General features: G+C 48.9%; 11 protein-coding genes, 1 tRNA gene and 1 pseudogene. All 13 read right to left on the reverse strand.

What is annotated here, in order from left to right:
- Positions 1–27: 27 nt before the first annotated feature.
- Complete coding sequence (locus tag MNU25_RS19705) at positions 28–906, reverse strand: DMT family transporter (RefSeq protein WP_240986621.1); 879 nt, start codon at positions 904–906, stop codon at positions 28–30.
- A 276-nt stretch (positions 907–1,182) separates the two neighbouring features.
- Positions 1,183–2,670, reverse strand: a pseudogene (gene mttB, locus MNU25_RS19710) ([trimethylamine--corrinoid protein] Co-methyltransferase).
- A 109-nt stretch (positions 2,671–2,779) separates the two neighbouring features.
- Positions 2,780–3,124, reverse strand: coding sequence for a pyrrolysine--tRNA(Pyl) ligase small subunit (gene pylSn / locus MNU25_RS19715; RefSeq protein WP_240986622.1), 345 nt, complete (start codon positions 3,122–3,124; stop codon positions 2,780–2,782).
- A gap of 68 nt (positions 3,125–3,192) precedes the next feature.
- Positions 3,193–4,383: a 3-methylornithine--L-lysine ligase PylC gene (gene pylC, locus MNU25_RS19720; RefSeq protein WP_240986623.1), complete on the reverse strand. Its 1,191-nt coding sequence runs from the start codon at positions 4,381–4,383 to the stop codon at positions 3,193–3,195.
- Between the two features lie 2 nt (positions 4,384–4,385).
- On the reverse strand, positions 4,386–5,492 hold the full coding sequence (gene pylB, locus MNU25_RS19725; protein WP_240986624.1) for a methylornithine synthase PylB: 1,107 nt from the start codon (positions 5,490–5,492) through the stop codon (positions 4,386–4,388).
- Positions 5,493–5,558: 66 nt separating this feature from the next.
- A tRNA-OTHER gene (locus MNU25_RS19730) sits at positions 5,559–5,630 on the reverse strand.
- 35 nt (positions 5,631–5,665) lie between these two features.
- Complete coding sequence (gene pylD / locus MNU25_RS19735; RefSeq protein WP_240986625.1) at positions 5,666–6,526, reverse strand: 3-methylornithyl-N6-L-lysine dehydrogenase PylD; 861 nt, start codon at positions 6,524–6,526, stop codon at positions 5,666–5,668.
- Entirely contained in the window at positions 6,499–7,338 is an 840-nt protein-coding gene (gene pylSc, locus MNU25_RS19740) for a pyrrolysine--tRNA(Pyl) ligase large subunit (protein WP_306425038.1), read from the reverse strand. The genes pylD and pylSc overlap by 28 nt, the downstream gene beginning before the upstream one ends.
- Positions 7,339–7,490: 152 nt before the next feature.
- On the reverse strand, positions 7,491–8,912 hold the full coding sequence (locus MNU25_RS19745) for a trimethylamine methyltransferase family protein (RefSeq protein WP_240986627.1): 1,422 nt from the start codon (positions 8,910–8,912) through the stop codon (positions 7,491–7,493).
- Between the two features lie 61 nt (positions 8,913–8,973).
- Positions 8,974–9,774 carry a methyltetrahydrofolate cobalamin methyltransferase gene (locus MNU25_RS19750; RefSeq protein ID WP_240986628.1) on the reverse strand — a complete coding sequence of 267 codons (801 nt, stop codon included), beginning with the start codon at positions 9,772–9,774 and terminating at the stop codon, positions 8,974–8,976.
- Between the two features lie 176 nt (positions 9,775–9,950).
- Positions 9,951–10,583, reverse strand: a complete 633-nt coding sequence (locus tag MNU25_RS19755) for a corrinoid protein (RefSeq protein ID WP_240986629.1) — start codon at positions 10,581–10,583, stop codon at positions 9,951–9,953.
- A gap of 34 nt (positions 10,584–10,617) precedes the next feature.
- Entirely contained in the window at positions 10,618–11,265 is a 648-nt protein-coding gene (locus tag MNU25_RS19760) for a DUF1638 domain-containing protein (protein WP_240986630.1), read from the reverse strand.
- Positions 11,262–13,232: a hydantoinase/oxoprolinase family protein gene (locus tag MNU25_RS19765; protein WP_240986631.1), complete on the reverse strand. Its 1,971-nt coding sequence runs from the start codon at positions 13,230–13,232 to the stop codon at positions 11,262–11,264. Before MNU25_RS19765 ends, MNU25_RS19760 begins: the two co-directional genes overlap by 4 nt.
- Positions 13,233–13,248 lie beyond the last annotated feature (16 nt).

Raw genomic sequence — 13,248 nt, forward strand, 5'->3', positions numbered from 1 at the left:
AAGATATTCCGTCAGATAGTCCCCTGGCTAGGAATAGCTCTTTGCATGTGCGCCATAAATAAGCGTAATCCCGCCAGCTACCACCAACATCCCCAAAATCTGAGCCATATTGATCCTTTCGTGTAACCACCAGGCACTCGTAACCATGGCTATAATCGGTGTGATTAAATGAACAACCCGGACCAACCAAGTTGGCAATCCATCCAACGAGCGATAATAACACCGGTACTGGATGACCTGAAAAATAATGCTCGTGAACACCAACACCCAAATTAACATGCCAGCCCGCGGAAATGCTCCTAACTCCCCCGTCCACGCGGCCCCGCTTAGGAGGAGAATAAGAGACATACCAGAATTAAAATAGGCCACTATCATATTTTCTACCTGACCCAGCCTATGTTTAATGATCTCAGCATTAACTGCCACTAAAAAAGCACTGCCAAGAAATAAGATGTTGCCGCCGGAGCCAAGGCGAAATCTTTGCCAGGAGATTTGCAAAACCAGAGTAACACCCACTAGCATGGTCCCCATACCTGCCCACTCCAAACGACGCAACTTTTGCTTCCACAAAAGGTAGCCAATTATGAGACTGAACAGCAAATCACCCCGCAACAGGATGGCGGCATTGACGGGTGAACTAAGATCTAGCCCCCAATTCTGCAACAACCTCAAGGTAGTACCCAAGACACCCACTAAATACAGCTCCGGATAACGCTTACCGGCTGACAAAACCTGTCGGCCTTCTCGTCGCACTAACAGAATAGCTAGAAGCGTAAGATGCGTTCCACCCAGTACGATCAACATGAACAGGATAACCGACATTCCAGAGAAGCAGATCTTCGCTAGGCTGAGTAAAACTCCCACCAGAGTTGCGGAAACAATTCCGTTAATCATCGCAGTTTTCATGTCCCCGAGGCCGCCTCTTTCTTATCCCGCCTTTTCCACGAGGGCCAGTTCAGCCTATGGCCTTTTCAGCAGGCTTTAGCCTGACCTGCGACTTTCAGTCACAATGAAACCCACCGTCTTCAGACTGTGGTGAGTTTAGTGACATAGGGAGAGATGCTACCAAACTGCAAATCTCCCTATGTTGTATTGATCACTTTGTAACATTAATCCTGTTGAGCAGAAAAGCTGCTCTTTTTAGACCCGATACAGGGAGGAGGATAGTATGGTCATCTCTCATTATTTCTTAATACCATACTCTACCTCAGTTTCCTCTACAATGGCCCGTAATTGTGCAACAACTTTATCCGGAAGAGGCTCTGGCCTATGGTTTTCCAGAATCGAAATTGCTTCGGCATAGGCTCTTTCTGTAAAATCTTTGCCACCTTCCGCGAGCCAGTTTTCCCGCATGCGTCGATCGATTAGTTTACTTTGGGACTGTGTCCGCATATGTGTAAATGTGTGATCTTGACTGATGAAGTTGCCGGCGGTACCTACCTCCTTAACAACGTCCACTGCCAAGGTCTCATCGGAAACCCTAATCCCTCTAACCGCTTGTTTAACCATCCTGGCCATCTCGTTATCCATCAACATCTGAGCATAATCAAATGTGATGCCAAGTTCCAGCATACCCGCCCCATAGATGAGGTTAGCGCCGGCCAGGGCAGTCAATAAGGCCGTTAACGTAAACTCGTGCGCAGCTTGAGCATCCGGCACTTTACTATCTGCCTACCCACCGGCCACCCAGCTGGGCAGCAAGTAATATTGAGCCAGTTTAGCCACTCCAGCATTGATCATGCCAAGTTCAGGCGAACCAACAGGTGCTGTGGCAGTTCGCATGTCCATAATCGTCGTAGAACTCCCATAAAGTACGGGGGCTCCTTTACAGGTGAGTTGACTTAACACAATAGAGCCAAGAACCTCTGCATTGTGCGTAACAAGGCTCCCGGCTAGGGTGATGGGTGCTGTGGCACCAGACATAGCCATGGACAGCATGTTGACGGCAATTCCCGCCCTTGCCCCTTCAATAATAACCTCCGCAGCATGATCAACAAGTTGCAATGGGCTGGTAGGACAAATATTACATGAGAAAATCGGCCGTTCCCGAAGTTTTTCTTCCCCACCGACGATCGCCGCCGCCATCTTTAAAACCTTCTTGAAGTTGCGTCCACCTTCAACCCCGATAAATACATGCTTGGTGGTATTATTAAAGATAACTTCAGCATTATGGACCACTGCTACTTTTGCCGGCACATCATGAGGAGCCACCGGTCTTAATATGGCATCCATTTCGTCCATCGCATCACAGAACCGAGTAATATTCGCTACGTCCTGCTTCGTAGTAGGCCTATAATCTCTTGTGTAAGGGTCAATAATGGAGATCCCCTCACCAAAATTAATGAACCCTACCCTTTTCCCGTCCAGCACTATGTCATTTTTGGGATTTCTCCCGGCTAGCAGTAGAGTTCTGGGAGCAGAGCGAATAGCTTCCTCTACCACGTACTGTGGGATTTTTACAACACCCGTCTCGAAATCAACCCGAGCTCCGCCTTTGGCAAAGATCTCCAACGCTTCCTTGCAGCGCACTTTAAGCCCCGTGTGCTCGAGAACCTCCAGAGTGGCACAGTGAATCGCGTACAGCTCCTCCTGGGAAAATACATTGAGCCCAAACCCTGCTAACTCAGCCACACCTGCTTGCGTTGCAGTTCTCATACCTTTCACCTCCATCTTAGAAGATTTGAATTTGGAATAAGACCCTGAGCTTTGCTCCCAACCACCACCCCCTCCCAAAGTCTCCTTTTACATTTCTCTGGCTTACCGGGAACTCGTTATACACTCATCGTCTCCGCACATCAGCCTCTGTCGTAAGATCGGAACCATAATGGGGTGTAAATACACTTTGAGAGTATTTCACCAGCTTCCATTGCGGTATCCGGCATTGAGTACAGGTATCGAAAAACCACTTATTTCGTAGCCACCGCGCTACACGACTCCTCTTGGAGTTGTGTACGATTATGACATGATCGCAATGGGTTGTTATTTCGGCATATTCACCTTTCTCTACCATAGATTTAATTCCATGCAGGGTTCCTGAGTGGGAAGGCCAGAGCTTTAATTTGTGCAAAAGCCGAAAGAGATCGACTCTTTTGCGAAAATATCTTTTAACCGGCTCACTGCTCATTTTTAGTCCCCCTCTCGTTTCATCCTCGCTTTGAGGGCCGTGGGCACCTTTACTGCTCACAAAGCCCACTAGTCCGACTCGTACCCAGTGGATACCTCCGCATCGTCAGGCGTCAAATCAAGGTGGTACTCCAGCCCAAAATGTCTCTTAATATTATGCAGAGTTTGGCTGCGTTTAGTTTCTACTTCCACCCGGTTCGCTTCGGTGAAGATTAAGGTCGCTACCCAGGATGACCGGCCAGGCCGATAGTTAGTTAAAGCCACATCTGCTCCCCAAAAGCCGGATATAACTTGCAGCGGTCCGACTGTAGCCATCATGTGTTCCCCCAGGCTCTCCATCTTTCCCTCAGTCACCTTCACCTGTTCCAACACCACCGTGCGCTGGGCATCAACATTTGGTTGGTTCGGCAGCCTGCTTTCCACGAATACGTCCTTGATATGTTCCAGCATATTAATTCCCGTGGAATGCCACACCGTGACAGGAGTTTGACTTGGCAAGCGTGCATCAATTTCCAGTATGCGCAAAGATCCCCCATGCTCAATTACTTCAATGTCCATGATTCCAGTGAGGTTCAACATATGCGCTATCTGGGCGGCTATCGTACGCAATTGGGCTTGAAATCCGGGCCCTAAGCCAGCCGGAGCCCATACCCGTTTGCAGTCGAAATGGGCATCCATCTCCAATTCCGTCACCTGATAGCTTATCACTTCGCCCCCGCAACCCATGACTTCCAAAGAGTAAGAAGGCCCGGACAGATATTCTTGAATCACCCAGTTGTTCGTGTGACCAGAACGTTCCATAAATTTGGCCAAGTCTACCTTTGAGTTGATTTTTAGGACACCTTGGCTGCCACTGGCTCCCGAGGGTTTAACAATGAGCGGCGGTTTAGCCATTGGCCAGTAGAGTGGTGTCGGAATGCCGCTTTCCTGGAAAAGGCAATCAGAAGCCAGTTTAGAGGAAGAGACTGCATACGCTTCTGAATCATATGCCATCGGTACGTCTACCGCACAAGCTGTAGCTTGAATCTGGAGCAGCGCAGCTTTATTTTCAACAGCCGGCAACACCAAATCGGAACCCCGCAATGTCCGTTTTAGTTGATCTCTTGCGGTCAGCACATCCAGGTTAACAAACTCGTCGCAAATTCCTGCGGCCGGTACTGAACAGTCTTTATCCACCAGCACGGTGTGCCAGCCTATTTGGCGCGCCAAATAGGCTGCCTCGAGTCCTTGTAGCTTACCCCCCACGATCACAACTTTCATTACTACCACTCACCGTCTATAAAATTCTTCGGGTCGGCTCTTTTCTGGTTTTCCAGCCATTCTCGGTACTCTGCACGAGTAGCTGCTTTAAGTTCCATGGCCTCCAGAACCTCCGCCACTCCAGCCACAGTACGATAACCATCATCTATATCCTTACTATGCTGAGCTACGCCAGCTAATCCGGCATGAGGTGGAATTAATGAAGTAACCACATTAGCTCCTGCCGCTAGCCGAGCAGCCAAGCCATCAATTCCGTCCACATCTAAAGATGCTGGAATCAGTTTATCAGGAAACACTAGGCGTAACACCGCGATCACCGTCAGTTCCAATTGGCGATTTGGCGATGGAATATTTTCCAATGGAATCCCTCTCTGAGGAACAAAACTCATTACCCGCACCTGACGTGCTCCCAGGGCCCGCATGTTCTCTATCGCCGCCGCAATGTCCTCCTGCGTTTCTCCAACCCCCAGTAGAAGCCCTTCTTCGACCAATAGTCCGGCCCTCACAGCCTGATATTTACTTAAGAGCCGCTCAGCGAAACTTTGGTCCAGCCGCAGTTGCGCAAATAACCGTTGATTATAAGTTTCCTGGTAACAAGCATACCAGTCGGCTCCGGCTTGCGCGAAATCCTGGATGGTCGTCTCGGAAATCACCCCGGGAGATATCATGACCGGCAGTCCATCGGTCTCCTGTTTAATCTGTTTAACCAATTTAAAGAGATCTGCCAAACCCTGTCCGCTCCGATAAAAGGGATCTTCACCCATGGTAAGGTCAACCAGATGCACTCCTGATTTCAGCAAACCCAGAACTGCTGCGTGAATTTCTGCCTGACTCTTTCTGTAGCGCGGAGCCAACCCGTTGGCACTCCGATAGGCGCAAAACGTGCAAGAATTTCTGCACCAAGTGGAAAAGTAAATGAAGCCATATAAGAAGATCTTCTTGTAGAAATATCTATCACGTAAACCGCAAGCTGTATCATACAGACTCTGCAGATCCTTTTTATCAGTCAATCTCAGTAGAGTAAGAATTTCTGCCCTTCCCAAGTGTTCCAGGTTAGTAGCTTTCTGCAGAATTCGTTTGACATCACTCCGTCTGGTTTCGCTGTCCATCGTTCCCTCCGCTGCCCAAAGAGCTCACTGTAGAGTAAATCATTTCATAGTAGTCGCCGGATTTAATGGCGGGGAGTCCGGGAGTTGCACCCGGCAACATAGATTTAGAGTCTGTGCGATCCATCCGATCAACCCCCCCCAATTGTTAAAACACGGCTCTGAGCTATCCCCCATCAAGACAGGGACAGAGCCAACATTGTCCCCACGCCTATTTGCAAAGGATCGTGAACAATCCTATCTTGCAAGACTTCATAGGCACCTCCCGTCAGCCCCATGGGAATGCCTGGAGCCGCAATCGATACCTGAGGGTGCAAATCCTTTAAGTGTAAGAACCCCCCTACTGGAGCCGCGATAAGAATGTAGCGAAAATCAGGAAATACCTCTTTTCCACCAGACACCAATTGAACACCTGCCTCATGAAGACTGGCTGCTCTATCATGTTTAATTTCTGCCACAACAACCTTAGCACCCAGCTCCTGCAAGTCAGAGATCGCCTTACCGCCAACCTCTCCGGCACCAATCACCAGAACCTCCTGTCCACGCAATCCGCGACCCATACAGTTCAGAGCTGTCACGTAACCGCGCGCCGTCGCCGCTGCATTATCGACCATAACCTGGTTGCCCAAATTCAGTGCAATAAATTTGCGATCGTCAGCCATAAACAGGATTGTTGCTCCCTTGTCCACTGCTTCAGCAACACCTGCAACGTCACTCTGCCTGGTAACGATAGCATTAAATCCCAGGTGGCTTAAAACTGTTCGCACGGATTGTGCAAAAAACGGAATAATCCCAGCACCGGATGTCACCGGCACCACAGCAACCAGATGACTTTGCCTGGCCGCCACGAAATCGTCAGCTGTGATCCGGGCCGCCAAACAGACCAGTTCGAGCAACCCGATTCCGATAATTTTACCCAAATTGGTATCATATTGCTCGATGTTCAGTTCTAAATCTGCTAAATCCGTCCCTGTCAGACGTGTCATGCTCATACCCTCACTAGTTGTTTCTATATATTGAGTCGGAAACCATTCCAATACGACAAACTCCGACCCACCCGTTTAATGTTACGATGCCCTTCCAGGGCCATTGCTAGCCTTTCCACGCCAATTCCCAGCCCAACCCAAGGTGTAAAGACACCCCACAAATTATCAAGGCTGTGCGGCCCATAAGCCCCTGAACTTAGCTCCAAATCTCCGCAGACAACATCAATCGTTTCACCGTAGACTTCTGAACTATTTTTCTCTACTTTGTAATTTGTCATACCAACAGCCTTCATTACCATGCTAATTAATGCGCGCAGCCTGTTCTCCTGCTGCCCGTCGGCTACCCCCATCTCTACCAAGTTTAACATCGTAAACTCATTCAAGTGGTATTTGCCTTGCGATTCTTTACGAAAACAGGACCCAATCTCAAATATACGCACCGGGTCACCCCACTGCCTGTATAAATCCTTCATAACGGAGTATAAATTAGGAGCTAACATGGGGCGTAAGCACTTATTGTGGTCCACCCAAAAGACCTGTTCCGCCAGAGGGGAATCATCTGTAATAGTCATCCTCTCCAGCGTACTTTTAGCGATAATGATCGGCGTGTTAACCTGGGAGAATCCCTGCCGCCGGAGGCAATCGATCAGTTTATCTCCCAATTCATTGAGCACCGGACGAGAACCCTGACCTTTATGAGCCATTAAGGCCTGCTTGTTAGCTCCCACCAGTTCACTCTCAATGCGCTGAAAAGATTGATCGCGGTCGGCTGCATCCCCAAAAGTGCGCGTAGCCAACTCCTGAACTGCCCCTAATTCCATAAGCCGCTGTTTCTGAGTTGTCGTCCACGTGATGCTCACCATAACCCTCCTTGTTGATCTCCCCTGATCCTTCCAAATGCTCAGCCGGATTTGATCCTTACGAGGTAAAGCGAGCTTCACGCTTGGTTTAACTTGTAACGGTCCTCAGCCCAGACTTACCACGAAACGCAGCAATTGAAGCGTTAGTCCTGCTGTTAGGACTTCGCCTTTTCTATATAAGCCTGCAGTTCTTGGTCAGTGGCCGGATCAAGCAACGAATCAGAGGCTTCTTGCAAGATTTTCTTGTATCTGCGATTGGCTTTGCTGACTACATCTTCGGCCCCGGCTTCTTTCCAATCGTCAAAAGACTCCCAGTCCGATATCGTCGGCGTCCAGATGGTCCGAAACTGTTCAAAGGTACTCATGTGCATTAAATAGCTTCCGTCATGTCCCACTTCTTGGATTACATCCACTGCCAGCGCTTCATCGGAGGTATCTATTCCCTGCTGAATGCGTAAAACCCGCCGGATTAATTCTTCATCGATAATGAATTTCTCATAGGATGTTGTCATAATAGCATCCAGAACACCCAGGCACTGTACCGCCATATGAGCTCCGCTTAACATGCCCAACAATAAACTCTGCATGGTTTCATAGCCTGCTTGAGCATCCACTACTTTGGAATGGGTAATCCCTGTCATTGTCCGGGTGGGCAAATGATAGAAATCCAAACCCATTTGCAAATTAGCTGTATTGATCAACATAGCTTCCGGTGCACCGGCAGCATAGCTGGCTGTTTTCATGTAGGCCGAAGTGGAGGCAGTAGCGTAAACCACCGGAGTACCAGGATTAACCATCTGCATTAAGACCAAGCCTGCCAAAATTTCAGCGTTTTGCAATACCGCTGTGCCCAGAGGGGTAACTGGCCCGCTCACTCCCGCCATAATACAGGGAGCCAGCAAAATTACCTGATTGCGTTTGGCGTACTCAATCATGGTCTCCAAAGTTTCCGGCGCATAGCCCAAAGGGCTGAGCGAGTTAACCAACACAGCTACACAATGGTTATCGCGAAGAAATTCTGATTGCCCCATCGAAAGTTCTACCATATCAAGTTGTTCGCGGGCTTGTTTTGCATTGGTCGTAAAGCCAATTACCGGTTTGTCTGTATATTTTAGGGTTTCATACATCATAGTCAAATACTTATCACCACGCGGCACATCACTGGGATCAACCGGAATTGTTCCAACCAGATGAACAACGTCACTGGCCTGACATAGTTTTTGGATATTAGCATAATCAGCAAGAGTAGCCTTGCGCCGGCCTTGGTCCAAGTTTTGGATATATACCGGTCCGACATTCGGCTGGATCAAGAATCCTTCGCCCACCGTTATCGAATTATCCTCATTACGGGCTCGCATCCGGAAAGTTTTGGGAGCCGTTGCTAAGGCCTGTTCGATCATTTTCTCCGTAAAGAACACCGTCTTGCCTACCACTCTGGCCCCATGCTTTTTAAATACCTCCAGGGCTTCATCGCACAGAAACCTGGCGCCCGTCTCGCGTAGAATTTTGAGCGATGCCTCATGAACGCGCGCAAAGTCTTCTTTCTTAAGAACTTCTAATCTGGAGTTTAAAGCCATCTCGAACTCCCTCCTTCTACCATTGTCGATACAAGTTCAAATTTTCGAATCAGCATATTCCTTATTCTGCATACAGCCCTTCACGATGAGCCTTCAGGTAATTTACACAAAACGAATCTTGCCCTAATAATGCCTTTGAAGCAGCGATCGTGCCCATCATCCCCTTGTCAGTGGGGTTCAAGATATACCCGTCCATTCCTAAAGTCATTGTCTGGACCACGAATAGGCGATTGAGCACCTTACGATTAGGCAGGCCGTAAGAAACATTACTTAATCCGCACATAAAGTGCACCTCTGGATGGGTGGATTTAATACCTTTAATTGTCCCCAATACCTCTTCACCCGCTGTATCAACACTGCTAATCGGCTTGATCAGTGGGTCAAAATAGATATCCTCATCCGGAATCCCCTGGTTGCTTAACTTAGCATATAAGCTATCAACGACGCGCATCCGGTCGGCAGCTGTTTCCGGCATCCCCGTATCATCCATGCACAGAGCCACTAGTTTAGCTTTGTATTGCACGGCCAGCGGCAAGACGGCTTTGACCCGTTCCTTCTCATCGGTAATCGAGTTAATCATCGGTTGGCCATACTTGCACAAAGCGAGTCCGGCCGCCAAAGCCTTTGGGTTGGGGCTATCGATACACAGCGGTATCTGGACTAATTCCTGAATGGCATTGACAAGCCATTCCATACTTTCTACTTCATTAAAAACCTGGGTGCCGCAATTAACGTCCAGATAATTAGCTCCGGAATCCACCTGCTCCTGCGCAATCTTTTTGATATACTCTGCGTCCTTGTTATCGACAGCTTCAGCGATGGCCTTACGGCTTGTATTGATCAGTTCGCCAACAATTAACACGTCTGTTCCTCCCTGCCCTTTAAGAATGTTCACAACTGTTTAGTTAGAGTCCCCTGAAAAACTGCTAATTCGAAGAAATTTCGGCCAAAGATATCCAACCCAACCCGCATGAATAAAGGGTTTACCAGCGGAGGCGTTGGCTGGATGTTATAAAATACGGACTTTTTCAGGGGAATCTATTTAAGAAACTTTCCCGCTGTATCTTTAGCCGCCATAGCGTCAGCACAATAAGCGTCTGCCCCAATTTCGTCAGCGAAGCTTTGCGAAACTGGTGCTCCGCCAATCATTATCTTTACCTGATCGCGCAATCCCTCTTCCTTCATCAGGTCGATAGTTTCCTTCATGTTTAGCATTGTTGTCGTTAGCAGGGCTGACATGCCGACCACCTGAGCATTATTCTCTTTTACCGCTGCCACGAATTTGGCTGGTGACACATCAACCCCGAGGTCGACAACATTAAATCCACCACTTTCCAGAATCATGACCACTAAGTTCTTGCCAATGTCATGGAGGTCGCCGCTAACGGTCCCTATCACGATTGTCTTAGCCACGGAAACATCCTCACCGGAGATTAACGGCTTAAGGATCTTCATTCCTTCACCCAGTGCCCGTGCAGACATCATGACTTCCGGCACAAACATTTCACCATTCTTAAACTTAGGCGAAACAATATCCATCCCCGCGAGCAAGCCATTTGTGATGATTTCCATAGGGCTAGTCCCACTATCAACCATCTTTTGAGTTAACTCTTTAACGGAGGGGGCTGCCCCTTTGTAGACAAACTGAGCTAATTGAGCAAATTCACTCATCGAACTAATTCCTCCTTCAAATGATTAGAGTCTCTCACAGAAACTGACGTTGCATAACCATGTGCCCAGGGGGCACAACCACAAATTCCTTATCCCAATCACCCTGAACCAACTTAGTCAGTAGTCGTAGTGAACCTACCTGTCTCTGAAATTCCACCTTGATAAATTGGGCAACTTCCCGGCCATAATTTTCATAATGCTCTCTATCACCGACTTCAGTGTCAATGAAAACTAGCCTCTGGTAGTGACAATATTGGTTATCGATGATCCACTGGGCGTTTTTCTGTCCATATTTTTCGCTATGGCGTTGGAATTCAGCGTACGGCTCCGCTCCCTGGTCGACCCAGCCTTTGCTCACATAAAAGGTAGCTGGGACTTTGGCAAACTCCCGATCGTAAATCTCCCGAGCACCCATTAACAGGCTGATGCAGTCGTGTACCCGGGGAATCACCAATGTGTGCCGCTCAGAGTGCAAATTGACAACACCGTAAGAGCACAGTCCGTAGCCAAAGAGCAGAACATCATGCTCCATATCTGCATCGATCCGCTCCTGCAATTCCTTACGCAACTTGTCAGGCGTAAGATGCAAGGCGTAAGGCAGTAATTCTAAATCTAAGTCCGGCGGCAAAACCTTTCGTATTTCATCCGCTAAGGTATAGCAGGCAAAGACTTTCCCCTTCATTCTTTTCCAACTCCCCAGCCTGGCCTCCCAACGGCAGTTACCTCAATGCGCATTTCTACAAAGAGCTCACCATCAGTGACCGCTGAATGCGCAATCGCCTCTTCTTTAGTAACGACAAGGTATGGTTCAATGGCCCCTGCTCTCTTAGCGTTGCGGTGAGCGACTTTCCTAGCTCTATCAACAGCCCACTTCTCCGCTTCATCAAGATATAGGAATGCTTCCCGCTCCCCGGGGGCATGAACCAAAAATCCGCCCTCGTCGCCCGCCTTTATTAACACTCGCACCGTCTCGACAATCTGCCCTACGGCGGCCCCCACTGCGTTCGCCACTTCGGCGTGTTCGGGAATAAACACGTCTGTATGGAACCCGTTTCCAACATCCGGCAGGTAGGCCGATACCGGAGCGCCTACAGCGACGATCGGATAATCCAAGTGCATCTCCACGCCAAGTCCGCCCTGAGTCTGTCCTGCCAAAAAACGTTCGAGGAATACTTTAGCTCCGGGAGCGCTGGATATGTCGATATTAAGACCCTGACGGTATAGCAAGCTTTGTAAGATGGAGCATGATACCGCATTTTGCACCTTACACAAACCCGCCGCAACAAAGTCATCCAGAGGCATGCGTATTCGCTCAGCCTGTAAACGTGCAGCAGCTATGGATGGCGCCGCACTCCACCTCGTGAACTTCCCTGCAGCATGCAATAAATCGGTAGGTGTCAGCGAAATCCGACCTACAACCTGCGCCTGTTCCAAGCGCGCCATCGGCAATAAATTAACGTGCTGACCAGTCCGTTCAGCTAACACAAAAATGTTATGGGCCCCGTCCTGCAAAGCCTGAATCACTTGTCGCTCGTCTTCCGACCAATTGTCCCCGGTTCCTGTGCCTTTGACCAACATCCAACAGTCAACCGGTTGGTACCCAGTGACCTCATTTCTGACAGATAACTCCATCAACTCGTCAACTAGGTGAGGAAAGTACTCCGCACTCGCTGCCAACGACCAAACTCTTTTCGGCCCTATACTCATTTTGCCGTCACGCGATACTTGAATGTAGCTGTCTCCTCCCAGCCCGAAGGTACTGATTTCGGCAGCTTCTACCCTAGTCTTCCATCCGCCGACGGTGGCACCCTCGATGTTCAAACCCGGCCGGCCCTTCTCAATGATCGCTATATCAGTTGTTGTGCCTCCCATATCCAGAACTAGCGCTTGCTCACAGCCGGTCAAGAATGTAGCGCCCACAATACTGGCTGCCGGGCCGGAAAGAATAGTCTGAATCGGCTTTTCTCTGGCCACTTCTTCGCTCATCAAAGATCCGTCGCCCTTAACTACCATAAGTGGTGCCTTAATATTCTTACCGGCCAAAACACTTTTGACGGCAACCAGCCACTCGGCAATAATCGGCAAGAGACGGGCATTGAGACAGGCAGTAACAGTGCGCTCGTAAAAACCTAAAGCAGTTGTTAATTGGTGGGCACACACTACTGGCAGTTGCCACAAATTTTTGACTTCTTCTAAAGCTTGGAGTTCATGTTCTGGATTTCTAACACTAAGAAATCCGGAGATAGCCAAAGTATCAACTTTGCCCTGCATATTGGTAAGCGCTTGGTTTAAAGCCAACACATCTAATTTCGCCAACGGGTTCCCCTTAATGTCATGCCCTCCCGCCACCGCAACAATTTCTTGGGCTGGCAGATCCCCGGTGGGCTCATGTCCAATGAGAATTAGACCCACCCGACAGCCACGATCTTCGATTATCGCGTTGGTAGCTAACGTTGTGGATAAAGCTACCAGGCTCACGTCATCCAAGTGTGACCAATGCAAATTCTCAATACAACCCAGAATCCCGATGGACAAGTCCTCCCTTGTGGTAAAAGCCTTAGCCTTTCTCATGACTTGCTCCGACTCTAAATCCAACAGGACACCATCCGTATACGTACCACCTGTATCAATCCCTAATGCCAAAGACACATCGCATTCTCCATTC

The organism is Acididesulfobacillus acetoxydans, assembly GCF_902729405.1.
Taxonomy (GTDB): Bacteria; Bacillota; Desulfitobacteriia; order Desulfitobacteriales; family Desulfitobacteriaceae; genus Acididesulfobacillus; species Acididesulfobacillus acetoxydans.

What these genes read in the sequence shown, in the direction of transcription:
- pylB (WP_240986624.1), bottom strand. Translation starts at nt 5,492, where the DNA reads ATGGACAGCGAAACCAGACGGAGTGATGTCAAACGAATTCTGCAGAAA.
- MNU25_RS19755 (WP_240986629.1), bottom strand. Translation starts at nt 10,583, where the DNA reads ATGAGTGAATTTGCTCAATTAGCTCAGTTTGTCTACAAAGGGGCAGCC.
- pylC (WP_240986623.1), bottom strand. Translation starts at nt 4,383, where the DNA reads ATGAAAGTTGTGATCGTGGGGGGTAAGCTACAAGGACTCGAGGCAGCC.
- MNU25_RS19745 (WP_240986627.1), bottom strand. Translation starts at nt 8,912, where the DNA reads ATGGCTTTAAACTCCAGATTAGAAGTTCTTAAGAAAGAAGACTTTGCG.
- MNU25_RS19705 (WP_240986621.1), bottom strand. Translation starts at nt 906, where the DNA reads ATGAAAACTGCGATGATTAACGGAATTGTTTCCGCAACTCTGGTGGGA.
- pylSn (WP_240986622.1), bottom strand. Translation starts at nt 3,124, where the DNA reads ATGAGCAGTGAGCCGGTTAAAAGATATTTTCGCAAAAGAGTCGATCTC.
- MNU25_RS19760 (WP_240986630.1), bottom strand. Translation starts at nt 11,265, where the DNA reads ATGAAGGGGAAAGTCTTTGCCTGCTATACCTTAGCGGATGAAATACGA.
- pylSc (WP_306425038.1), bottom strand. Translation starts at nt 7,338, where the DNA reads ATGGTGAGCATCACGTGGACGACAACTCAGAAACAGCGGCTTATGGAA.